This window comes from Pseudoalteromonas sp. SWYJZ19 (genome assembly GCF_015864375.1).
GTDB classification, from domain to species: domain Bacteria; phylum Pseudomonadota; class Gammaproteobacteria; order Enterobacterales; family Alteromonadaceae; genus Pseudoalteromonas; species Pseudoalteromonas arctica.
Map to the genome: position 1 here is coordinate 199930 of NZ_JADYXI010000006.1, position 22000 is coordinate 221929.

Sequence of the window (22000 nt, forward strand, 5' to 3'; positions counted from 1 at the left end):
TAATGCAATTGGTATTAACTAAATGAAAACTTATTCTAAGGATTAACTCTACTCCTAGCTAGTTAAACTCTCGCTGAATTTACGGTTAATAATTTTAGGTATATAGTTAGGTATAAAGTTAAACAGTCTACAGCTAAAATAATAAAGGAAATACAATGAGTGTAACCACGCCAGCTGATACGTTCAGCGTACAGTATTTAGCCGCAGAAGATATTAGCACTGCAGCAAGCCTAATTTATCAGGCTTATCATGACGATCCTGTATTACAAAACATGCTTAGCTACAATGACGAAAATAAATCAGTATACGAAAAAAAATTACGATCATTAATTCGCGAAGAGCTCAGTAGTTTTTGGCAAGAAAAGCAGCCATTAATTGGTTTATACCGCAACGATAAATTAAAAGCAGTAGCGTGTGTATTTGAATCTAATAGCCAATTACAAGCGCAGCGTTATTGGCACTGGCGTTTAAAATTAATGCTGAGTGCGGGCTACTTACAAACAAATCAATTAATAGATAAAGAACAAACAATTAGAGATGCCCTTAAAGAGAAAGGCAATTACTACTTTTTAGCTTTTATTGCCGTAGATCCACATTTTCATGGGCAAGGGTTTGGTCGTTACTTACTACGAGGGCTTGATGATTTAGTTAAATGTAACGCTGAGTCAACGGGGATGGCTGTATTTGTAACGCGTAAAGAACATACTGAATTTTTTAAAACCGAAAAGTTTGAAGCATTTAAACACCTTACTTTTAACCAAGTAGAGGGCGAGTTACTGTTTAAATCAATAATTGAGCCAACTATTTAAAATTATGATGTAAGCCAATGCGCCCAAATGGACATAAGGCCGTGAGATATATCTCACATTATCGTGAGCATTGTCAGTTAAAGGCTATTAATAAGTAGCCTTTTTCAATTCAAGCTATTGTTATTTAAAGTTTATTTTTATTTTTCATTTTTGTGACGTTTATTTATTTAATGTTAAGTCCTATTTCTCCCCCCTGATTGCTTTAAACTTTTCTTCGTCAAGACGACATAGCTCAATGATTGAGTTACTGCCAAGGATACGGAATAGGCAACATAGCGGACGCTAGCAGGAAGCATAAAGGACAAGCTAAAACGGATACAAGGAAGAATAAGGAAGTGCATGAAGCACTTAGTAGCTAGGAGTTACTTTAGGATAATCATGGATGACGCTACAGGAAGTAGCAGGAGCGTTAGTTTACGCAGGACGGCCAAGATGGCAAGTGGACATTGCAGGATGCAAAAGTGGCAGGAGCTGCTTTAAAGGATTACCAGGGATGATGCTACGGGATGTAGCTAAACGATAGATTTCGTGGGTTTGCCAAGATGGCTATGGATATTGCAGGATGCAAAAAGTGGCAGGAGCTACTTAAAAGGATTACCAGGGATGATGCTACAGTATGTAGCCAAACGATAGATTTCGTGGGTTTGCCAAGGTGGCTATGGATATTGCAGGATGCAATGTGAGGGTAAACAAGGTTGTTTACTCGTTCAGGGGATGATAATACGGATTTAAGATAATGGATATCTAGCAGGATGCAGTCCAATTGGGGCGTAACTTTAGTTACGCCTTAGTTTTTTGTGTTGAATTAAGTTTATTAATTTAAGACAAATACTCCTAAAGTATATTAAGTTTTATATTTTATGCGGTGGAACAACCACACTTTTCAAAAACTCATTTTCCATAATTAACACACCTTGATAAGCATTTTCACCATCGCTTGAAAATTCAAATATAAATTCACTTTTGATGCCTGGCTTGCCGTTCTTTAAAAAACCAAAGCGGCGTTTTGTGCATGCAACACTCATCAACTGCACCTGCAATTGCTCACTTTGACGTTTAGCATGAACGTTCGCCGCTTCAGCAACCTTTCGGTTAAGCCAAAATAAGTAAATTACACTACCAATAAGTATGAACGTCCATAAACTTGCCATTTAAGAGAATAACCTTCCAATTGCACGCGCGAGGGTTTCGCTACGATTTTCTTTACGTAATAAGCCTAATAAATGCGGGCGAATAGTCGGTATTGCAACTAAGTCAGCAAAAATACTAGGAAACAACTCATCAATTTTTTGATGATGTGCGCAATTATCCATAAATACATGTAAGCGTTCAGGGTTTTCTAATTGCTTAAAACACCGCCCAGCTATTGTTAGTAACACGTCAGAGTCGTGCCTTACCTGTGAGCTTAGTACAGTATCAACTAATTGAGCGCATAACCCTTGAGCTTGACCTTTTGAAACAGATCTTAGTGCTGCGGTTATAGCTAATGTATCGTTATTACTAATTGCGGCCTGTGTGTAATCAACAAGTAACTCACTCATTGATGTTGGTATTTCAACGTGTTCAAGCATGGCACTGAGTGGTTGTAGTACTTCAATAGGTAAATGCGCCCATGCTTTTTGCAAATTACTTAAGTTTGTATCGCTGTCTAAGCGTAGTGCAAAATCGGCAATACCCTGCAGTGCAACACCTTGCCAATTATCAAAACCAATTTTACCGCTAAAGTATAACTGTGCATGCTCGTAATACTGCGACGCAGGCTGTTTTAATAGTACTTTTACTTGGGCGTTAAATGCCGCTAATTTATTTGCGTTTGGTGTAAAAACATAAGGGTTATTATCAAGTTTTCCATCGGCTTGCTCACCTGTGATTTCAGTGCCGAGCGCTTGAATAACCATATCAGCAAAGTGATCGCGGCTAGCACTTACAAGCATACTTTGCTCATCAAGTGGAAACTTTAAAAACCATACATAAGGTTCTTTACTGGCTTTAGTATCCCAAAATTGGATAGCGAGCCAAGCATGACCAGCAAGAGGATAAGGGTAAGGCACTTGAGCTTGTTCAATAGCTAAAAATTGTTTTTTATCGAGTTTAGTAATGTGCCTGCCAATATCAAAAGCACGCCACTGAGTACCCGCACCATCTAAAAGCTGACCTAATGTAGCTATTTGATCACTCATTGTTTTCTCAACTGTTTTTACTGCAAAATTACGTTAATTATACGTCATAGCCGCCTATGAGGGAACAGGGTATAATTGCATTACATATATAAAAGAGGGTGGTTATGTACCAGCAAACCCAAACTTATTTAGTGCAGCTAACCGCACTTTTACAAAAACATGCGCTTTGGCAAAGTGAGCCAATAGACGCTGAGGCACTACTTTCAAATACTCCTTTTTGTCACGATACAATGGCATTTGAGCAGTGGTTACAATTTGTATTTATTAATAAAATACAGCAATTAATAACACATAAACAACCACTGCCTCGTAACTTTGCTATTGCCCCTATGGCGCAAATGACACTTGTGAATAAAGCAGGGAGCGATGAAATAATTGAATTGCTAACAGCCCTTGATTCCTTTTTAGGAGAACCAAATGAGTGAGCGTCCGGCGCCTATTGAATATGGCGAGCTGACTATTTTGTATCAAGATGAAAACTATGTGGCTATAAATAAGCCTTCAGGCTTATTAGTGCATCGCTCGTTTTTAGATAAACACGAAACCCAGTTTGCTATGCAAATGTTGCGTGACCAGCTAGGGCAACATGTATTTCCAGTACATAGGCTCGATAGACCTACGTCGGGCGTATTGCTGTTTGCACTGAGCTCTGAAGCTGCTCGCGATATGAACCAGCTATTTATTGAAGGTACTATTGCTAAACGCTATTTAGCCTTAGTGCGCGGCTTTGCGCCAGAGTCAGTATTTCTAGATAAACCGCTTAAAGAAGAACTTGATAAAATAGCCGATAAATTTTCAGATCAAGACAAAGCACCGCAAGAAGCGCAAACCCAGTTTAATTGCTTGCACCAAGTTGCATTGCCTATTCCTATTGGTAAGTACCCAACAGTGCGTTACTCGTTGGTTGAGTGTTTTCCAAAAACAGGGCGCAAGCATCAAATTCGCAGACACTTAAAGCACTTATCACTGCCTATTATTGGTGATGTAAATCACGGTGATAACCAGCATAATCAATTTTTTAGAGAGCATTTTGAGCTAAGACGCTTAATGTTATTTGCAACAGAGCTTAGTTTTGTGCACCCTTATAGTAATGAATCAATAACAATTAAAGCGCCACTAGGTGAAGACATGCTTGAAATATGTAAGCAGCTAGGTTGGCCAGAGCAAGAAAAGGATTATTAATGGCACATATTAGTATTTTTGTAGGCAGCGTTAATGGCGGTGCAGAGCGTTTAAGCGACGAAGTTGCTGCCACAATTGAGCAAGCGGGTCATACTGCTACAGTAATTACTGAAGCATCACTTGATGATATAAAAAATGCATCGCATATTTTAATTGTTACCTCCACAACAGGCCAAGGTGATGTACCGAGTAATTTGGCAGGATTGTACTTTGCAATGAATAGCACTTTCCCAATGCTTACCGATAAACCGTTTGGTGTAATTGCAATGGGTGACAGATGTTACGGCGATACATTTTGTGGCGCAGGGCGAAGCTTTGACGAGCTACTACGCGATTTACAAGCAAAGCCTGTGGGCAACCGCCTAGAAATAGATGCATGTGAAGATTTTGAACCATGGCCAGTAACCGAGCCTTGGTTAAAAGTATGGCTGGAGAAACTACCTGCTTAATCCTTAACTTTAAGGTATTAAAAAAGGAGCGCATGCGCTCCTTTTTGCTTTTAATATAGTTTTATAAATTAACTACTTCTGACATCTACTTTAAGTTTTAGCTTTTGGCCAGGTTGTAAGTATTTTTGACCTGCTAAATTATTCCACTTAATAATTTCGTTAACGCTTAGATTAAATTTAGACGCAATACGTGCTAGTGAATCTCCTCGGCGTACTTTGTATGTAATAGTACGGTTGGTGCTTGCCGTTGCTTGTGGTTTATTAGCTGACTTATAAACCGTTAGTTTTTGATTTAGGCGCAGAACAGAGTTTTTCTTTAGCTTATTCCATTTAGCTAACTCATCCATAGTTACGTCATATTCACGGCTAATGTCCCATAACGTGTCGCCACTTTTAACTGTGTGCGAAAGCTTTGTGCGAGTTGCTTTATTAGCAGCTAAACGCATCTGCTTTGGTAAATGCTCGCTATTTATAGCGCCATCAGTAAGCGGGACTAATAACTCTTGGCCTACTTTAATCGTATTTGATTTGAGTTTATTAAGCGATCGGATTGCACTTGAGCTTGTTGTAAACTTTTTGGCAATTACCGATAAGCTGTCGCCTCGAGCCACAATATAACGCTGCCAGCGTAATCTGTTTTTAACATCAGTGTTTGCTAGTTTTTGGCTAAATTCCTCTGCTTTATCAACAGGCAATAATAAAGAATGAGGGCCATTAGGATCAGTTGCCCAGCGGTTAAAACCAGGGTTTAATCTGTATAGCTCAGTAAGCGTCATATCAGCCATATCAGCAGCAAGCGCTAAATCTATTTGAGATCCAACATCAACCACTTCAACCACTTGTGCATTAATTACTGGTTGCCATGTAACGTTAAAATCATCTGAGCGTTTTAATAAATCGGCAAGTGCTAATAACTTTGGTACGTAGGCTGTTGTTTCGCTAGGTAAATCAAGAGACCAAAAATCGGTAGGTAAATGCTTTTTACGATTGTTTTTTATCGCGCGCATTAAACGCCCTTCACCTGAGTTGTAAGCCGCAATTGCATTTAGCCAATCGCCGTCAAGTGTTTTATGCAAATACGACAAGTAATCAAGTGCTGCACGAGTCGACTGCACTATGTCGCGACGACCGTCGTACCACCAGTTTTGCTTTAAATCGAATCGCTCACCGGTTGCAGGCATAAACTGCCAAATCCCCGATGCGCTGCGATTAGAGTAACCAAATGGGTCAAATGCGCTTTCTACAATAGGGAGTAGGGCAATTTCTATTGGCATCTCGCGCTTTTCTACTTCTTCAACAATAAAGTGTAAGTAAGGTTCTGCACGCTTAGAAATACGATCTAAGTAACTTTGGTGGCGAGCGTAATAATTACGCTCGGTAACAACAGGGCGGTTTTGTGGTATTTCGATAGAAAGTTGGTAGCGAATTCGCTCCCATACATCATCAAATACAGGGGCTTCTTGCTCGTCAGGGTCAACTTGTTGATATTGTGCGTTTACCATCAATGCATTGTTAATGTCGTTTGGACTTGCGCCTTCGAGTTGTTGATTTGCTTGCGTGGCGACTTGAGAATCTGAGTCTAGAGTTGTCACAGTTTGACAACCACTTAGCGCTAACGCCAAGGCTACTAATAGGGGAGATTTATTCATAAATACCAATACATCGGGTAAAAAACTCGGCGAATACTACCTGTTATGAGTTAACATTGCCACTTAATGACTTTTTAAAACGCAGAAATAGAATCATCACTATATCTTAAGTTAATGATTCTAATAAAATAAATATTAAAGTATTAGTTTGTGCATTAAAAATTGTCTTTGAACTGTCTCAGACTAGCAAAGTTTCCCCAAGGTTCATTGTTTTTTGTAACCGAGATGAATTTTTCTGGCACTAACTCTGTAATGGTTGGCAAATCGCTACGCATAAATGGATTTATTTTTAGCTCCTGTCCAATAGAAGTGGGTAGGGAAATTTGGTTATTACTGCGTAATTCATCTACTTTTTTACTGTACGCAAGGAGTTCTGGGTTACGTGGTTCAACCGCTTTGGCAAAGGCAAGATTAGCTTGCGTGTATTCGTGCGTGCAATACACACTGCAGCTTGCAGGCAGCTCTCTTAGTTTATTAAACGATTCCCACATTTGCTTTGGCGTGCCTTCAAATAAGCGCCCACATCCACCGCTAAACAATGTATCGCCTGTAAAAGCAAGTTCATCATTTGTATAGCAAATATGATCAAGCGTGTGCCCAGGAGTTGCCAAAATATTAAAGTTAATATTAAGGACACTGATGCTTTGACCATCAGTGAGTGCGTGAGTGATGCCTTTAAATGGACTATTTGCGGGGCCATAAACCGATATATCTGGATAGGCGTCAACTAATGCAGCTACGCCATCAGTGTGGTCGTAGTGATGATGCGTAATTAAAATACCACCAAGCGTTAGTTTGTGCTCAGCTAGATACGCTAATACGCTCTGTGCTTGGCCTGGATCGACTACCCATGCTTGGTTACTATTATCGGTAGTTAAACACCAAATGTAATTATCAGAAAAGGCTTTAATTGCTTTGACTTGCACCATGGTAAATTGCTCTATAAAGTGACACTTACCGCATAGTATAACGAGCTCAAAAAATGAAACCAGCCCTTAGTTTTCAAGAAGGACCCAAACCACTGTCGTGGCAACAGTTTCCTCATGGGGATTATTTGCGCAAAGATATTGAACGCAAAATGGAGCAATGGCTGCCGCGTATGTTTGGCTATCATATGCTTAAGCTAGGTAATTTAAGTGGCGAATTAAATACAAGTATAAGTACGATTAAACACCAAGTGTGTGTTGCAGAGCCTGGGCCTTACACTGGGGTAGTTGCTGACATAGATGAACTGCCATTTTACGAGCACAGTATTGATGCATGCATACTAAGTCACTGCTTAGAGTATCATTCAGACCCACATCACATTTTACGAGAAGCACATCGCACACTTATTCCGGGCGGCTATATAGTAATTACGGGATTTAATCCGTTTAGTTTGTGCGGACTTGCACAAATGCTGCCTTTTAGTGGTCAGAAATTACCATGGACGGGGCGCTTTTTTACCCCTGCGAGGGTTAAAGATTGGCTAAACTTACTTGGTTTTGAAATTGTAAGTGACGAACGTTTTATTTATTCATCACTGGCAAGAGGTAATAGGCTATCAAGATTTGAGTTTTGGCGGACTTTTGCAAAACAGTATTTAAAACCGATGGGCAGTGTTTATATGCTGGTGGCACGAAAAAGAGTTGCGCCACTTACGCCAATAAAACCTAAGTGGCATGCAAGGCCGCAGTTTGCGCCAGTAAAAGGGGCAGGGCTTAGACAAACGTCAAAGCAACACTTTAAATCGTGCGAGCAAGAAAATAATACCAATTGCATTAAATAAGTGATCTACTATAGCGCTAAGAAAATAGCACATTAACAAGGCGAAAATTGTGACATATAGTTGTTCTATATGAATAATTTTTAGCGCAGTTAGTGAGTTATTTAATGCGATAGAATGAACATGTTTTTAATAAAATTGGTATAACAACTAGCTTTGAATAAATTAAGGCTGGTAGCCTACATCTTCTAGTAAATCTTTACTGCCAGCGGCATCGCGCGCTAAATCGTCAACTATTTCGTTGTACTTATGGCCGCTATGCCCTTTAACCCATTTCCAGGTTACATTGTGCTCGCTACAGGCTTTATCTAGGCGTTTCCATAAGTCGACGTTTTTAACCGGCTTTTTAGCTGATGTTAGCCAGCCACGTTTTTTCCAGTTAGTGATCCACGATTCAATACCTTGCTTAACATATTGGCTATCGGTTGTTAGGTTTACTTCACATTCTCGAGTGAGTGATTCTAGGGCTACAATAGCCGCGAGCATTTCCATTCGGTTATTCGTTGTGAGTTTATAACCTTGGCTCATTTCTTTTTCGTGGCCGTTATAAATCATAAAAATACCATAACCGCCGGGGCCTGGATTACCTAAACATGAGCCATCGGTGTAAATCTCTACGGTTTTTTGCACTGTTTTACCTTGATCTTATGTACAATAAAGTGATTATAGAAAGATACCAGAATCAGGCTAAATTCGATATGGCACGTAGACAAATAGTTTTAGATACAGAAACCACCGGCATCGACCCTAAACAAGGGCACCGCATTATAGAAATTGGTTGTGTGGAGTTAGTAAATCGCCGTTTAACAGGCAATAACTTTCACGTTTATATAAACCCACAACGCCCAAGCGAAGAAGAAGCAATCGACGTTCACGGTATCACTAATGAGTTTTTACGTGATAAACCGTTGTTTCATCAAATTGCCCAAGAGTTTTTCGACTATATTGAAGGGGCAGAGTTAGTTATTCATAACGCGCCGTTCGATATTGGCCACATGGATAACGAATTTGCGCTACTTAATCAGGGCTTTCCTAAAACAGATACTTTTTGTCAAGTTCTCGACACGCTTAAAATGGCGCGTGACTTGCATCCAGGTCAAAAGAACAATCTTGATGCATTATGTCGTCGCTACGATGTAGATAACGGTAAACGAACGCTTCACGGCGCGCTACTGGATTCTGAAATTTTAGCCGATGTTTACCTTGCCATGACGGGCGGTCAAACAAAGCTAAACTTGAATCAAAATAAAGATGACGGCAGCGAGCAACAGAAGGGCGGCATAAAGCGTTTAAATAGTGATAGAGCCCCATTAGTTGTTCTGCGAGCAAGCGATGCTGAGCAAAGCGCACACGAAGCACGATTAGATCTTGTAAACAAAGAAGGCGGCCAATGTATATGGCGCGCTGAATAAGGCGATTTAATGAAAACGATGTATTTTGTAACAGCGTTATGTGCCGCTAGTTTATTTACTGGCAATGCATATGGCGTAAAACAAGTAGAAGTGCTCAAGCGCGATGGGCATCAAAATGAGATCCCTTTACTTGATAATCGTTTTCGCATAGATAGCAAAATTGATGAAATAACACTGCTCTTTTTTAGAAAGTCAGGCGCACCAGCAGTTATTTTAGTCAGGCCCGATGGCAGTAAGTACTTTGCTACTGACTCAGTTAAAAACCCTAACTTAGATTGGTTTGACGAACTCAGCTACGATTTAGTCACCATAAAAAAACCAATGGCAGGTCCTTGGCAAGTCATAGGCAGTATTTTGCCCGACAGCCGAATAGTCGTATTAGGCGAAATATCTCTTGAGGCAGAGCCTCTTCCTTCAATGTTGTTTAGAGGGGAGATAATAAAAATTACTGGCAAAATACTCAATGACGGTGAGCCAATTAATACAAATCTATTTAGAGATGTTGTTAGCCTTAATGTTGACTTTGTAAGTACCAACAATGAAAACTTTGCTAACTTTGGCGCAGGCACTCAAGAAGTCGCTGAATTTAAAGACGATGGACGCGGATTTGACGAGCGTCCTAAAGATGGTGTGTTTACCGGCGAGTTTACTTTAGATTTTCCTGCAGGTGAATGGACACCAGAGCTTTACGTTGCAACTCCGCTGCTACAGCGCCGTATTGTGCAAAATACAATAGAAGTGCACGAACCGCCTTTTGTAACCGAAGTCGCGTTAGCAGAGCAAGACACAGACGAGCATCTGTTAACTATAAATATAGATCCCAATATTGTTAAGCCAGAAACCGTCATCATTCAGGGAAAAATTTATTACCCTAATAACGAAGAGCAAATGTTTACCATAGATGCTGCAGCTAAAGACTCACGCCAGCTTAGTGTTAAGAATTATGATTGGGGTAGGTATAGCGTTGAGTTGTCTGTTTTTGGCACTAATATTAATGGCCGCGAATTTATGGCAACGCTACCAACGTATAAATTTGAGATAGAACGACCTATAGAAGCAGTGCCCGAAATTGATCCTGCAACGATTATTACCCCAGATAAAATGATTGAGAGTGAACCGGTTGAAGAAAAAATGGCCACATCTACAATTATTAGTTTAATTGTAGGCTGCAATACGCTCATTTTATTACTAGGTTGGTTAGCAATTCGTATTTTTGTGCAGAAAAAACCGATTAAATTTAAAGTGAAGCTACCTTTTTTAAAGAAAAAGAAAACAAGTGAGGGTGATGCTGCCGACACAGAAAAAAATCAAGTCGGTAAAAATGGCTCAAAAAATGACAGATCAGGTGAAATTTTAAACCTTTCGATGACAGATGACTAAAAAACCTATAAAAAAACAAAAAAGCCCTTGACGAAATAGGGGTTGGTTCGTATTATTCACGCCGCTGTCAGGGAGACCTAAACAGCAACGAAAATATGGAGTGGTAGTTCAGTTGGTTAGAATACCGGCCTGTCACGCCGGGGGTCGCGGGTTCGAGTCCCGTCCACTCCGCCAATATCGTAAAACTTGTAAGTAAAAGCTGGAGTGGTAGTTCAGTTGGTTAGAATACCGGCCTGTCACGCCGGGGGTCGCGGGTTCGAGTCCCGTCCACTCCGCCAACACTTACACAACGTATGGTTGTAAAACATATTCTTATTATGGAGTGGTAGTTCAGTTGGTTAGAATACCGGCCTGTCACGCCGGGGGTCGCGGGTTCGAGTCCCGTCCACTCCGCCAACACTTACACAACGTATGGTTGTAAAACATATTCTTATTATGGAGTGGTAGTTCAGTTGGTTAGAATACCGGCCTGTCACGCCGGGGGTCGCGGGTTCGAGTCCCGTCCACTCCGCCAATAAGAAAAAATAACAGTTTAAATATGCGCTGGAGTGGTAGTTCAGTTGGTTAGAATACCGGCCTGTCACGCCGGGGGTCGCGGGTTCGAGTCCCGTCCACTCCGCCAACTATTTAAACAATGTTATATTACAAAATTTGTATGCTGGAGTGGTAGTTCAGTTGGTTAGAATACCGGCCTGTCACGCCGGGGGTCGCGGGTTCGAGTCCCGTCCACTCCGCCAACAAATTAAGTAATAACAAGTATAATGATATCTCTGCGGAGTGGTAGTTCAGTTGGTTAGAATACCGGCCTGTCACGCCGGGGGTCGCGGGTTCGAGTCCCGTCCACTCCGCCAACAAATTAAGTAATAACAAGTATAATGATATCTCTGCGGAGTGGTAGTTCAGTTGGTTAGAATACCGGCCTGTCACGCCGGGGGTCGCGGGTTCGAGTCCCGTCCACTCCGCCATTTGATATCATGATTAAAATTAGTAAGTGCATTACCCCATGCACATACCACTGCGGAGTGGTAGTTCAGTTGGTTAGAATACCGGCCTGTCACGCCGGGGGTCGCGGGTTCGAGTCCCGTCCACTCCGCCACTTGTTATTTCCTCAATAATAAATTTATGTTTAAAAAACACTCAAAACACTCAAAACACTCAAAACACTCAAAACACTCAAAACACTTAAAAAATTAACTTTCTTCCTGCATACTGCTTTTGATATTGATTTGTATTACCATTTGCTTTAACTTGTTTTAATACTATAAAAATTATGGCTTTCTATGTCTGCACCACAGGCCTATCAACGCAACAAATCTGATTTTGATATTTTAGTTGTTGAAGACGATACATTACTTAATGATCAAATTACTGAATTACTAGGCAATCAAGGATACTCTGTTACACAGTGTTTTGATGGTAATCAAGCGCTTGATTTAGCGGTTTCTCAACGTTTTAGTCTTATTTTATTAGATGTTATGTTGCCGGGCAAAGACGGTTTAGCAGTACTTAATATTTTACGTAGTTGTAATAACACCCCTGTAATAATTGTATCGGCAAAACATGCTGAAGAAGAGCGCATACTAGGTCTATCAGCTGGTGCAGATGATTACTTAGCAAAACCGTTTAATAGCCAAGAATTATTACTACGCGTAGATTCAGTACTAAGGCGCGTTTTTAAACAAGACACAAATACCCCTTACATTGCTAATATTGATGGACTTGAAATAGATAGCCTACAGCAGCAGGTTTTTCTGCATTGTGAGCTATTAGCTTTTACGCCTATTGAGTTTGCCTTGCTGCAAATTTTAATGAAAAACCAAGAACAAATACTGTTAAAACCTTTTTTATATCAAGTGGCGCTTAACAAGCGTTTCAGTCAGTACGATCGTAGTTTAGATATGCATATGAGTCGTATACGAAAAAAATTAAATAACGCCGGCTGGGATGGCAGCCGTTTACACACTGTACATGGGCAAGGGTACTGTATTAAATGACACGACGTTTATTTTGGAAGCTGTGCTTAATTATTGGTACTGGTGTTGTTGCTATGTTTTATTTAATTAATGTCGCGGTTAATCATTTTGAAAATGATATGAGCATGCTAAGTGACTCAAGCCGAGAAGAGTTAATTAATTGGCAAAAAAAGGCTGAGGTTATATTTGATCAAGGCGATATGAGCGAACTTGAGCGTTGGGTTGATGATTTACAACAACAAGAGAGTATTTGGGCTGTAATTGCTAAAGCCAATGTGATTGAGTTAGCAGGTAATCGTTCTCATCGTTATGAGTATACAGGGTATAACTTGGGGCGAAGTATTGATTGGAAAATCCATCTGTATTTTGAGCATGCACCCGTTATGCAATTACCCTTTAAAGATGGTGCAACTAGCCTTGTTGTGCAGTTGCCGCAAAGAATGCACCCAGGATCACTTTGGAATTTAACACGTTTGTCGTTACAAGTTTTATTGCCAATGCTGATATTGGTGTGTTTATCGATTGTGTTATATCGTCATATTATGCACCCTATTAAAGAACTCGACTTAGCAAGTAGGGCATTTAGCAAAGGAGACTTTAGTGTCAGAGTTCGGGAGCAGTTGGGCTCACGCAATGATGAACTATCTCAGCTAGCTGAAACATTTGATTTAATGGCAGAGCGGATCAGTGATCAAATTATGCATCAACGTGTATTATTAACTGATTTGTCTCACGAGTTGAGAACACCTTTAACACGTTTAGATATAGCAACTGACAATTTACTCACTCACAGGGAAAAGGGTGTAGAAGACACGCAAATCAAATTAGAGCGTATTCACAAAGAGTCACAGCATATCCGTAAGTTAGTGGATGACACACTTACGTTATCCTGGTTAGATAACGAGTCACCTCAGTTGCGCATCGAATCTTTGGATTTAGTCGATTTACTCGAAATCCTCATTGAAGATGGGCGTTTTGAGTACCCAGATAAACTTATTTCTGCTGACTTACCTAATCAAGCCCATATTGAAAACAGTAATCACAGAGCTTTAGGTCAAGCACTGGAGAATATACTTAGAAATGCACTACGTTACACACCCATTAATAAAAAAGTACGGATTAGCCTCATTGATTATAAACATGAATATAAAATTATTATTGCAGATCAAGGTCCAGGAGTACCTAAAGAGCATTTAAATACTATTTTTAGACCTTTTTTCCGGATTGATTCAGCTCGCTCATGCAACAGTGATAGCTTTGGTTTAGGGCTTGCTTTAGCACAAAGGCAATTACATGCGATTGCTGCAACAGTATGTGCTAAAAATGATACTGCAGGTGGTTTAGTAATGACTGTAACGGTTCCTAAAGGTGTATAAATTACATTTCATATTGTGTGCTTGTAAAACTGAGCAACGCTTTCTCGTCCTGTTCACGCCCTTACTTACATATTTTTAGGCAACTAAAGTAGGTTGCACCTAACGCGTCTTTGTATATGTCCTAAATGTAACAAATGTAAAGTTGCTATGCTTTTCATTAAAAGAAAATGATAATCCTTCTTATTTGCAATTAAGAAGGAACGTCCCCCTTGAAAAAATTAGCCTTAATGAGTGCCATTTGTGCATCATTTAGTTCACCTATATACGCGCAAGAACTTACTAAAAGTACAGCGTCTGTTGAAAAAATATCTGTAGTTGGTTCTGCAACTAATTTGAGTATTACAGCTGAAGAAATAGAACAATATCAAGCAAGTGATCTGGCTGACATTTTTCGACATTCACCTTCTGTTAGCGTGGGCGGCTCGGTAGGCGTTGCACAAAAGATCTATATTCGTGGTGTTGAAGATTCTTTATTAAATATAACGGTTGATGGTGCACAGCAAACATCAACGTTATTTCATCATATTGGTCGTGTAACAATAGATCCTGACCTATTACAGCAAATAGATGTGCAAGCAGGTGCCGGCGAAGCAACAAGTGGTCCTGGTGCGATTGGCGGCTCTATCCGCTTTAAAACTAAAGACGCGCAAGACTTACTTAATCAAGGTGAACAATTTGGTGGACGTGTTAAAGCAAGTTACTTTTCAAATGACGGTACGCGTTTAAGCACTAGTGTATACGGTAAATTAAGTGATACATGGGGCGTACTAGGATATTTCAGTACTGTGAATCGCGAGAACATGGAAGATGGTGATGGCGATACTATTTATGGTACGGCCGCCGATCAAGATATGATGTTTATTAAAGCCAGTGGTGAGTTAGCAGATAATCATCATTTGTCGGTAAGTATTGAAAAACGCGACGAAGAAGGGGATTTTTCAGCACGCCCTAACTGGGCGGTACAAGAGGGTGATGCTTTGTACCCAAGTGAAGCAGAGCGAGAGACTTACGTTGCTAATTATATATTTTCTCACAATAACTTATTGTATTTAGAGGCGACAGCATACAAAACCGAATCATCTTTTAATGGCGGCCGATTTGCTTGGCTTGCTGACATTGACACATATGGCTTAGATATTCGTAATACAAGTATTATTGATGAACATAAATTTGTTTATGGCATTGATTATAGAAACGATGAAGTATCGAGTGGGTCTGCAGCTGGTGCAAAAGAAAATTCAGAACAAGGCAGTGTACTGGGTGTTTATGCACAAGGTTATAGTGATATTACTCCACAACTTTTACTGAGTTATGGGGTGCGTTTTGATAGTTATAAGTTTAAACAAGACATCCTATTAGATGAATATTATGGGACTGCAATTACAGAAAGCGCATCGAGTTTAGACGACAATGAAGTGAGCTTTAATATCGGTTTAGCATACGATATTAATGATGCTTGGACAGTAGGGCTTGGGTATGCTGAAGCCGCGCGTGGTAAACAAATAGGGGATGGCTTTACCATTGATGGATATTTATATGACGGTTCAGATATTCCAGTAGCGGATGAAAGTTTAGTACCTGAGACCGTAGCTAATATTGAAGCATCCATAACGTACACTAATGAAAATTTATCCGCTAAGGCAAGTATTTATAATTCGTCTTTAGATGATGTGATATTTGAAGGGTATGAAGGAAACTCGGTTTATAACAATATAGGCACGTTAGAGACTAAAGGGTTTGAGTTTGACCTAGCATATCGTTTAAATTCATTTGATTTCTTCATTGGATTTTCAGCTACTGATACAGAGCTTGACCCACGTGATGGGTTGTACAGTGTAAGTTATGATGCAATTGATATTAATGGCTATGAGTTTGTCGGTTTAGGTAATAGCAGAGGCAATACATGGGTTGCCGGCGTTGATTACGACATTAACACCGATGCAAAGGTTGGTTTTAGTGTAATTAAAGTCGATTCACTCGATATTAATACTCTTCATCAAGCTGTTGACCTTGGTTGGACCGATTCTTTATATACCCTAAATAAACCAAGCTATACCACTGTTGATTTATATGGGCAGTGGAATGTGACAAATGCATTATTATTTAATGTTGCTGTTACTAACTTATTTAATGAGTTATATATCGATCATTCAAGTGTGGGTGATTACAGTGAAGTATTTGACACTGTTGTTGGTCCATACGAATCTGGGCGCGATATTCGCTTATCGATTTCTTATCAGTTTTAAGAATAAGTAACTTATTTTATGTTCTTAAAATTGTTTAAAAAGTGGGTCTTTTGGGCTCACTTAATTATAGGTTTAATCGCCGGTTTATTTATTTTTAGCATGTCGTTCACGGGTTTTTTATTAACCTATGAGCGACAGATTGTTGAGCTAGATGAAATGCGATTTACTGTAAAAAGCACCTATGCTCAACAGCGGCTATCGACTGATGATGTTGTAGATATTTTGCAAGAATCGCATCCGAGTCAATCACATATTTATATTCGTTGGGTAAATCGAGAAGGGGCTGCTATTCCTGCCTGGGCGGGAAAACATAGCTACTTATTACACCCTTATACGGGAGATGTTATTCGTGAAGGAGAGGGGCTAGCGGCTGGTTTTTTTCACGTTGTAACTGATATACATCGTTATTTATTACTGCATGGCGCTTCACAAGTGATTGGCAAAAATATAAATGGCTACGCTAATCTATTTTTTATCTTTTTATTACTATCGGGTGCTTATCTGTGGTTACCAAAGCGATTTAATCGCTCTGCATTAAAAGGATATTTATTACTAGCAAAGAGTTACAAATCATCACATCATCGAAATAGGCAGTGGCATTTAGTTTTTGGAATTTGGTGTTTACCGGTTTTACTCGTTTTGTCATTAACGGCTACTTTGTTTCATTTTGACTGGGCGAATAAAGCGTTATATGGCGCGTTTGGGCAAAACGTACCGGAGCGAGAAAAGCATCTACCAGTATTAGATTTATCGGCTGATAAAGTACCTTACGATGCTCTATTCCAACAAGCTCAAATACATGCAATTAATAATGGTGCCGCTGATTGGTATTCAATGTGGTTAGAATTAGGTGACAAAAAACACGAAGCACGTTTTTATATTGATACCAGTATTGGGAATCGTCAAGAATATGCGTATTCATTATTTTTAGATACTCACACGGGCGACGTAACTAAAACGTTTAAAAAATCGGATTGGACGCGAGGCGATCAAGCATGGGGAACATCTCGATTTTTACATACCGGTGAATACTTTGGTTTTTTAGGGCAAACATTAGCTGGTTTGGCATCATTGTTCGCATGTTTTTTAGTGTATACAGGCATAGTTTTAGCATGGAAGCGATTGATAAATAAGCGCTAATTTACACTTGTCGACGAGTATTTGATTGCTTGATATGTGCGATTTGATATATAACAATTTATTTTACACAAAAAAGCCAGCGCATTAGGCGCTGGCTTTTAGTATTCAAATGCTTACTTAGTTAATTAAGCCGCATCAGCTTCTTTTTTAACGCTATTACGCGCGGCTTTGCCTGCAAGTAAGTCAGCTGGGTCAAAGTCATCAACGTTAATAACATCTAAACGAGATTGCTCAACAGCAGCTAGTTTATCAGCCTCTGCTTGGCTTAATATGCCTGCTTCAAGCCCCATTTGCGCTACTTTATCAAGCTGGAAGAATGGCAGTTTAAGGCCTTTTTCTTTACATACTCTTTCAAATAATGGCTCAACAGCAAGTACGTCTTTAAGCGTTTGCTCTTGACGACCTACAAGGTTAAGCGGCTCATTTGTTAAGTATACATAGCTTGCTAAACGGTTACGCGTTTCGCTAGGTACTTGTAGTAGTTGCGCAAGTTTATGCTCAAGTTGGTCAGTTGGTTTACGAACCGGGCGACCAAACGGGAATAACAATACTTTTAACACGGCGCGTAGTGGAGCCGAAGGCATGTTATTAATTAAATCAGCAAGTGCACGTTGGCAATGGTAAAGGTGATCTTGGCAACTCCATTTTACTAGCGCAAAATCTTCTTTTTTACGGCCTTCATCGTTGTAACGCTTAAGCGTTGCAGACACTAAGTATAAGTAACTAAGTAAGTCACCTAAACGTGCTGAAATACGTTCTTTACGTTTTAGTGAACCACCAAATACTGCCATGCTAATGTCAGACATAAGAGCAAGTGATGCACTAAAGCGTGACGCTATACGGTAAAATTCAGCTGTTTCGTCGTTGTACGGCACACTTGTAAAACGAGCACCTGTGAGCGCAAGCCACTTAGTACGCACAAGGTTCGACATAGTAAAACCAATATGGCCCATTAGCGCTTTATCAAATACATTAAGCGCTTCTTCGCGGTCTTCTATTTCACATGCACCAAGCTCTGTTAGTACGAATGGATGACAGCGAATTGCACCTTGACCATAAATAATCATATTACGGGTCAAGATGTTTGCACCTTCAACGGTAATGGCAATAGGTGCACCTTGATAGCCACGACCTAAATAGTTATTTGGCCCAAGCATGATGCCCTTACCGCCAAGTACATCCATTGCATGAATAGTTGCATCACGCATTTGCTCTGTAAGGTGGTATTTAATAATGGCAGAAACAACCGATGGCTTTTCGCCTAAATCAACCGCACCCGTAGACATACTAACCGCAGCATCAGAGCTGTAAGCGTAACCAGCTAATTTAGCTAGTGACTCTTCAACACCTTCCATTTTACCAATAGGTAAACGGAACTGACGACGAATGCGGCTATACGCACCTGTCGCAATGGCAATCATTTTAATGCCACCGGCAGAGTTTGACGGCAATGTAATTGCACGACCAACCGATAAACATTCAACCAGCATACGCCAGCCTTGACCAGCCATATCTGGACCACCAATAATGTAATCAAGTGGTACAAAAATGTCTTTACCGCGAGTAGGCCCATTTTGAAATGGTACGTTAAGCGGGAAATGTCGACGACCAATTTCAACTCCAGGAGTATCCGTTGGTATAAGTGCACAGGTAATACCTGGCTCTTTATTGTCGCCAATTAAGCCATCTGGATCTTGTAACTTAAACGCAAGACCAAGTACGGTAGCAACTGGGGCAAGTGTAATGTAACGCTTATTCCACGTTAAACTAACACCCACAACTTCTTCACCATTCCATTGCCCTTTACATACCACACCGTAGTCTGGAATTGAGCTTGCATCAGAACCCGCTTCTGGCGACGTTAATGCAAAACATGGAATTTCTTGACCGCTCGCTAGGCGCGGCAAGTAATGATCTTTTTGTTCTTTTGTACCATAGTGTTGTAATAATTCACCTGGGCCTAAAGAGTTCGGTACACCAACAATTGACGAAAGTAATGTTGATTTACTTGTTAGTTTTTGAAGTACACATGACTGTGCAAATGCAGAAAACTCTAAACCGCCATATTCTTTTTTGATGATCATGGCAAAGAATTTATTATCTTTTAGATATTGCCATACATCTTGAGGAAGGTCGGTTAGTTCGTGCGTTGCTTCCCAATCGTCCAACATGCTACATACTACTTCAACAGGGCCATCAACAAAGGCTTGCTCTTCAATAGTAAGTTTAGGAACTGGGTATTGGTGAAGCTTTTTCCAATCTGGGTTACCACAAAATAAATCAGCTTCCCACCACGTTGTACCGGCATCAATAGCTGATTTTTCAGTATCAGACATGCTTGGCGTTACTTTTTTAAACATAGCAAAAATTGGCTTGATAATATATTGCTGACGAATGCCAGTAACAGAAAGAGGAACCGCGATGATCAAAAAGATCAACCAGCTAATTAAACCAAAAGCACCCGCAAAGGTACCAATTAATAAAGTAATAGCTGAAACACCAAGTGCTGTGTTCCAACTTGCTCTGTGGTAAATCGCAGTGCAAAGCAACACGATTAGAACCAGTGTAAATATGAGTGTCATTTTTATTCCTTAATAGAGGTCAGACCACCTCACTTAGAGTAGCGCTAGTAACAGTAATTTTCAAGTACATAACGATGTTAAATTGTAGTAGAAAGTAACTTAAATACGATATTTAATTACCCGACAGAGGAACGCTTAATTACTATCGTATAGTCAAAGCGTTAGCTGCAAGTATTGTTAACGTAAAAATAAATAAATCTAATAGCAAAATGACACTTTTTAAGTAAGTATAGTAATCATAGTGGGCTGTAAATTAGTGTACGCCTAATGTAAAAATATAACGCTATTTATTTTTAATGTATGGTTTTTAAGGGTTATTTTATTAATGTGTGAATTACTTGGCATGTCAGCCAACGTGCCTACCGATATTTGTTTTAGTTTTTCAGGCCTTTTAGAGCGTGGTGGAAATACCGGCCCACATAAAGATGGGTGGGGTATTACGTTTTACGAAGGTAAAGGCTGTAGAACCTTTAAAGATCCTGAGCCGAGTTATCAATCTGAAATAGCTAAACTCGTTAAAGCATACCCAATTAAAAGTGTATCGGTTATTAGCCATATTCGACAAGGGAACCGCGGTAGAGTGTGTCTGGAAAACACCCATCCGTTTACACGAGAGTTGTGGGGGCGTGAGCTCACCTATGCACACAACGGGCAACTATCAAATTATCATGATTTAAAAACAGAGTACTATCGTCCAGTGGGGAACACCGATAGCGAACTCGCTTTTTGTTGGTTACTCGATAAAATTCGCGAAAAATACCCAAAACGTCCAAGTAATATGGCATCGGTTTTTAGATACGCCGCTAAGCTCTCGCATACGTTGCGTGAAAAAGGCGTGTTTAATATGCTATTGACCGACGGGGTGTTTGTTCTAGCGTATTGCACTAATAACTTACATTACATAACGCGCCGTGCGCCATTTGGTAAAGCAACGTTGATTGATGCCGACATGGTGGTTGATTTTCAACAAGAGACCACACCAAACGATGTAGTAACAGTAATAGCCACAAGACCTTTGACAAATGATGAGCGCTGGCAAAAAATGGAGCCGGGGGAGTTTGCATTGTTTAAAATGGGTGAGCTAATTTAGCCCACCTATTTTATTACTGATTTATTTAAAGCTAGTTAGCTTCTTGAGGTTGTTGTGCTATAGCAGGCGCAACAGCTGTAGGTGCAGTAACAGTAAATGAATTCATTTGAACTTCAAACTGCTCCATGCCTTTTTCACCTTTCCACATACGTACCAGCATGTAATCCATTTCTGGCGCAAACCATGCAATTGCTTGGCGTTTATCGTTATCGTATAAACGCTTTACTTTAATAGCTTCTACATTACCGATAGGCAACGAAATCATCTCGGTGCCAGATACTTCAAAATTGTAGTCGCGGCGATTACCTTTTTTATCAATAAGCGGGAATGAAAAGCTCGTTTCGCCTTTTTTCAATCCTTCGCGTACTTGTACTTGGTACGAAATAGCATCCTGAAAGTCATCAGTCCATTCGCATTTAAGAGGGTATTCGCTAGCACTGCTAGTCACTACTTTGTTTGTTGTATCAAAATCAATTTTATAATCTTTATCAGGGCCTGTACCGGTGCGGATCATATTGTAATGATGCGGGGTGACCTTGCCATCTTTAAAGGTAAACTTTGATGTTTCTTCACGAGAATCAGAGAAAATCATCCACTCAATATTGCTGTGGTATGTTAGTTCATAAGTATCGTCGCCCATTTTTTTGAGCTCACGAACAGCCTCACCATGATTTTTACCTTTGCGTAAAATATCGTAGTTAGCTTGATATTGGGTCAATTCGCCTGCAATTAGGCTAGTTGGAAGTAAAGCGCCCGCACATAACAAC

General features: G+C 40.0%; 19 protein-coding genes and 9 tRNA genes. 21 read left to right on the forward strand and 7 right to left on the reverse strand.

The window, feature by feature from the left end; all coding sequences use genetic code 11:
• Positions 1-155 precede the first annotated feature (155 nt).
• Positions 156-809 carry a GNAT family N-acetyltransferase gene (locus I6F45_RS08365; protein WP_008169301.1) on the forward strand — a complete coding sequence of 218 codons (654 nt, stop codon included), beginning with the start codon at positions 156-158 and terminating at the stop codon, positions 807-809.
• A gap of 851 nt (positions 810-1660) precedes the next feature.
• On the opposite strand, the gene I6F45_RS08370 is transcribed toward I6F45_RS08365, so the two are convergent.
• Entirely contained in the window at positions 1661-1960 is a 300-nt protein-coding gene (locus tag I6F45_RS08370) for a DUF3301 domain-containing protein (RefSeq protein ID WP_002963032.1), read from the reverse strand.
• The gene (locus I6F45_RS08375) at positions 1961-2989 is read right to left on the reverse strand and encodes a DUF3549 family protein (protein WP_165721647.1); all 1029 of its coding nucleotides are present in this window, start codon (positions 2987-2989) and stop codon (positions 1961-1963) included.
• A 104-nt stretch (positions 2990-3093) separates the two neighbouring features.
• On the opposite strand from I6F45_RS08375, the gene I6F45_RS08380 reads away from it, so the two are divergent.
• The 3 genes from I6F45_RS08380 to I6F45_RS08390 are packed head-to-tail and all read left to right on the forward strand — an operon-like array spanning position 3094 to position 4620.
• Positions 3094-3414 (forward strand): YqcC family protein, encoded by a 321-nt coding sequence (locus I6F45_RS08380; protein ID WP_165728588.1) that lies wholly within the window; start codon positions 3094-3096, stop codon positions 3412-3414.
• Positions 3407-4171: a tRNA pseudouridine(65) synthase TruC gene (truC, locus tag I6F45_RS08385; RefSeq protein ID WP_197160235.1), complete on the forward strand. Its 765-nt coding sequence runs from the start codon at positions 3407-3409 to the stop codon at positions 4169-4171. Before I6F45_RS08380 ends, truC begins: the two co-directional genes overlap by 8 nt.
• The gene (locus I6F45_RS08390; protein ID WP_010553680.1) at positions 4171-4620 is read left to right on the forward strand and encodes a flavodoxin; all 450 of its coding nucleotides are present in this window, start codon (positions 4171-4173) and stop codon (positions 4618-4620) included. Before truC ends, I6F45_RS08390 begins: the two co-directional genes overlap by 1 nt.
• A gap of 68 nt (positions 4621-4688) precedes the next feature.
• Here the strand turns inward: I6F45_RS08390 and I6F45_RS08395 are convergent, their stop codons facing one another.
• Positions 4689-6269 carry a LysM peptidoglycan-binding domain-containing protein gene (locus I6F45_RS08395; protein ID WP_197160236.1) on the reverse strand — a complete coding sequence of 527 codons (1581 nt, stop codon included), beginning with the start codon at positions 6267-6269 and terminating at the stop codon, positions 4689-4691.
• A gap of 155 nt (positions 6270-6424) precedes the next feature.
• Positions 6425-7198 carry a hydroxyacylglutathione hydrolase gene (gloB, locus tag I6F45_RS08400; protein ID WP_165735687.1) on the reverse strand — a complete coding sequence of 258 codons (774 nt, stop codon included), beginning with the start codon at positions 7196-7198 and terminating at the stop codon, positions 6425-6427.
• A 53-nt stretch (positions 7199-7251) separates the two neighbouring features.
• Here gloB and I6F45_RS08405 point away from each other — a divergent pair, with 53 nt between their 5' ends.
• Positions 7252-8037, forward strand: a complete 786-nt coding sequence (locus tag I6F45_RS08405) for a class I SAM-dependent methyltransferase (RefSeq protein ID WP_101217180.1) — start codon at positions 7252-7254, stop codon at positions 8035-8037.
• 162 nt (positions 8038-8199) lie between these two features.
• Here I6F45_RS08405 and rnhA read toward each other — a convergent pair whose 3' ends face one another.
• Positions 8200-8664, reverse strand: coding sequence for a ribonuclease HI (gene rnhA, locus I6F45_RS08410; protein WP_007378210.1), 465 nt, complete (start codon positions 8662-8664; stop codon positions 8200-8202).
• 68 nt (positions 8665-8732) lie between these two features.
• On the opposite strand from rnhA, the gene dnaQ reads away from it, so the two are divergent.
• From dnaQ to I6F45_RS08485, 15 genes are all read left to right on the forward strand, one after another.
• On the forward strand, positions 8733-9446 hold the full coding sequence (dnaQ, locus tag I6F45_RS08415; protein ID WP_165728593.1) for a DNA polymerase III subunit epsilon: 714 nt from the start codon (positions 8733-8735) through the stop codon (positions 9444-9446).
• 9 nt (positions 9447-9455) lie between these two features.
• On the forward strand, positions 9456-10826 hold the full coding sequence (locus I6F45_RS08420) for a TIGR03503 family protein (protein ID WP_197160237.1): 1371 nt from the start codon (positions 9456-9458) through the stop codon (positions 10824-10826).
• 97 nt (positions 10827-10923) lie between these two features.
• Positions 10924-11000 (forward strand) — tRNA-Asp (locus tag I6F45_RS08425).
• Between the two features lie 27 nt (positions 11001-11027).
• A tRNA-Asp gene (locus I6F45_RS08430) sits at positions 11028-11104 on the forward strand.
• A 41-nt stretch (positions 11105-11145) separates the two neighbouring features.
• A tRNA-Asp gene (locus tag I6F45_RS08435) sits at positions 11146-11222 on the forward strand.
• A gap of 41 nt (positions 11223-11263) precedes the next feature.
• A tRNA-Asp gene (locus I6F45_RS08440) sits at positions 11264-11340 on the forward strand.
• Between the two features lie 31 nt (positions 11341-11371).
• Positions 11372-11448, forward strand: a tRNA-Asp gene (locus I6F45_RS08445).
• Between the two features lie 38 nt (positions 11449-11486).
• Positions 11487-11563, forward strand: a tRNA-Asp gene (locus I6F45_RS08450).
• A 37-nt stretch (positions 11564-11600) separates the two neighbouring features.
• Positions 11601-11677: transfer RNA gene (locus tag I6F45_RS08455), tRNA-Asp, on the forward strand.
• 37 nt (positions 11678-11714) lie between these two features.
• A tRNA-Asp gene (locus I6F45_RS08460) sits at positions 11715-11791 on the forward strand.
• 54 nt (positions 11792-11845) lie between these two features.
• Positions 11846-11922 (forward strand) — tRNA-Asp (locus I6F45_RS08465).
• 184 nt (positions 11923-12106) lie between these two features.
• Positions 12107-12820 (forward strand): response regulator transcription factor, encoded by a 714-nt coding sequence (locus I6F45_RS08470; RefSeq protein ID WP_165740361.1) that lies wholly within the window; start codon positions 12107-12109, stop codon positions 12818-12820.
• The gene (locus I6F45_RS08475; protein ID WP_165729290.1) at positions 12817-14175 is read left to right on the forward strand and encodes a histidine kinase sensor domain-containing protein; all 1359 of its coding nucleotides are present in this window, start codon (positions 12817-12819) and stop codon (positions 14173-14175) included. The genes I6F45_RS08470 and I6F45_RS08475 overlap by 4 nt, the downstream gene beginning before the upstream one ends.
• Before the next feature lie 209 nt (positions 14176-14384).
• Positions 14385-16421 carry a TonB-dependent receptor gene (locus I6F45_RS08480; protein ID WP_165729291.1) on the forward strand — a complete coding sequence of 679 codons (2037 nt, stop codon included), beginning with the start codon at positions 14385-14387 and terminating at the stop codon, positions 16419-16421.
• An 18-nt stretch (positions 16422-16439) separates the two neighbouring features.
• Positions 16440-17561, forward strand: coding sequence for a PepSY-associated TM helix domain-containing protein (locus I6F45_RS08485; RefSeq protein WP_165740358.1), 1122 nt, complete (start codon positions 16440-16442; stop codon positions 17559-17561).
• Positions 17562-17686: 125 nt separating this feature from the next.
• Here the strand turns inward: I6F45_RS08485 and fadE are convergent, their stop codons facing one another.
• Positions 17687-20143, reverse strand: a complete 2457-nt coding sequence (fadE, locus tag I6F45_RS08490) for an acyl-CoA dehydrogenase FadE (protein WP_197120076.1) — start codon at positions 20141-20143, stop codon at positions 17687-17689.
• 325 nt (positions 20144-20468) lie between these two features.
• On the opposite strand from fadE, the gene I6F45_RS08495 reads away from it, so the two are divergent.
• Entirely contained in the window at positions 20469-21233 is a 765-nt protein-coding gene (locus tag I6F45_RS08495; protein ID WP_165740353.1) for a class II glutamine amidotransferase, read from the forward strand.
• 31 nt (positions 21234-21264) lie between these two features.
• Here I6F45_RS08495 and I6F45_RS08500 read toward each other — a convergent pair whose 3' ends face one another.
• Positions 21265-21999 carry a DUF3108 domain-containing protein gene (locus I6F45_RS08500; RefSeq protein WP_197120087.1) on the reverse strand — a complete coding sequence of 245 codons (735 nt, stop codon included), beginning with the start codon at positions 21997-21999 and terminating at the stop codon, positions 21265-21267.
• Position 22000: the final 1 nt, after the last annotated feature.

Coding starts and splice junctions, on each gene's coding strand:
- dnaQ (WP_165728593.1), top strand. CDS start 8,733: ATGGCACGTAGACAAATAGTTTTAGATACAGAAACCACCGGCATCGAC.
- gloB (WP_165735687.1), bottom strand. CDS start 7,198: ATGGTGCAAGTCAAAGCAATTAAAGCCTTTTCTGATAATTACATTTGG.
- I6F45_RS08375 (WP_165721647.1), bottom strand. CDS start 2,989: ATGAGTGATCAAATAGCTACATTAGGTCAGCTTTTAGATGGTGCGGGT.
- I6F45_RS08495 (WP_165740353.1), top strand. CDS start 20,469: ATGTGTGAATTACTTGGCATGTCAGCCAACGTGCCTACCGATATTTGT.
- I6F45_RS08420 (WP_197160237.1), top strand. CDS start 9,456: ATGAAAACGATGTATTTTGTAACAGCGTTATGTGCCGCTAGTTTATTT.
- I6F45_RS08390 (WP_010553680.1), top strand. CDS start 4,171: ATGGCACATATTAGTATTTTTGTAGGCAGCGTTAATGGCGGTGCAGAG.
- I6F45_RS08475 (WP_165729290.1), top strand. CDS start 12,817: ATGACACGACGTTTATTTTGGAAGCTGTGCTTAATTATTGGTACTGGT.
- fadE (WP_197120076.1), bottom strand. CDS start 20,143: ATGACACTCATATTTACACTGGTTCTAATCGTGTTGCTTTGCACTGCG.
- I6F45_RS08470 (WP_165740361.1), top strand. CDS start 12,107: ATGTCTGCACCACAGGCCTATCAACGCAACAAATCTGATTTTGATATT.
- I6F45_RS08365 (WP_008169301.1), top strand. CDS start 156: ATGAGTGTAACCACGCCAGCTGATACGTTCAGCGTACAGTATTTAGCC.
- truC (WP_197160235.1), top strand. CDS start 3,407: ATGAGTGAGCGTCCGGCGCCTATTGAATATGGCGAGCTGACTATTTTG.
- I6F45_RS08395 (WP_197160236.1), bottom strand. CDS start 6,269: ATGAATAAATCTCCCCTATTAGTAGCCTTGGCGTTAGCGCTAAGTGGT.
- I6F45_RS08485 (WP_165740358.1), top strand. CDS start 16,440: ATGTTCTTAAAATTGTTTAAAAAGTGGGTCTTTTGGGCTCACTTAATT.
- I6F45_RS08405 (WP_101217180.1), top strand. CDS start 7,252: ATGAAACCAGCCCTTAGTTTTCAAGAAGGACCCAAACCACTGTCGTGG.
- I6F45_RS08380 (WP_165728588.1), top strand. CDS start 3,094: ATGTACCAGCAAACCCAAACTTATTTAGTGCAGCTAACCGCACTTTTA.
- I6F45_RS08370 (WP_002963032.1), bottom strand. CDS start 1,960: ATGGCAAGTTTATGGACGTTCATACTTATTGGTAGTGTAATTTACTTA.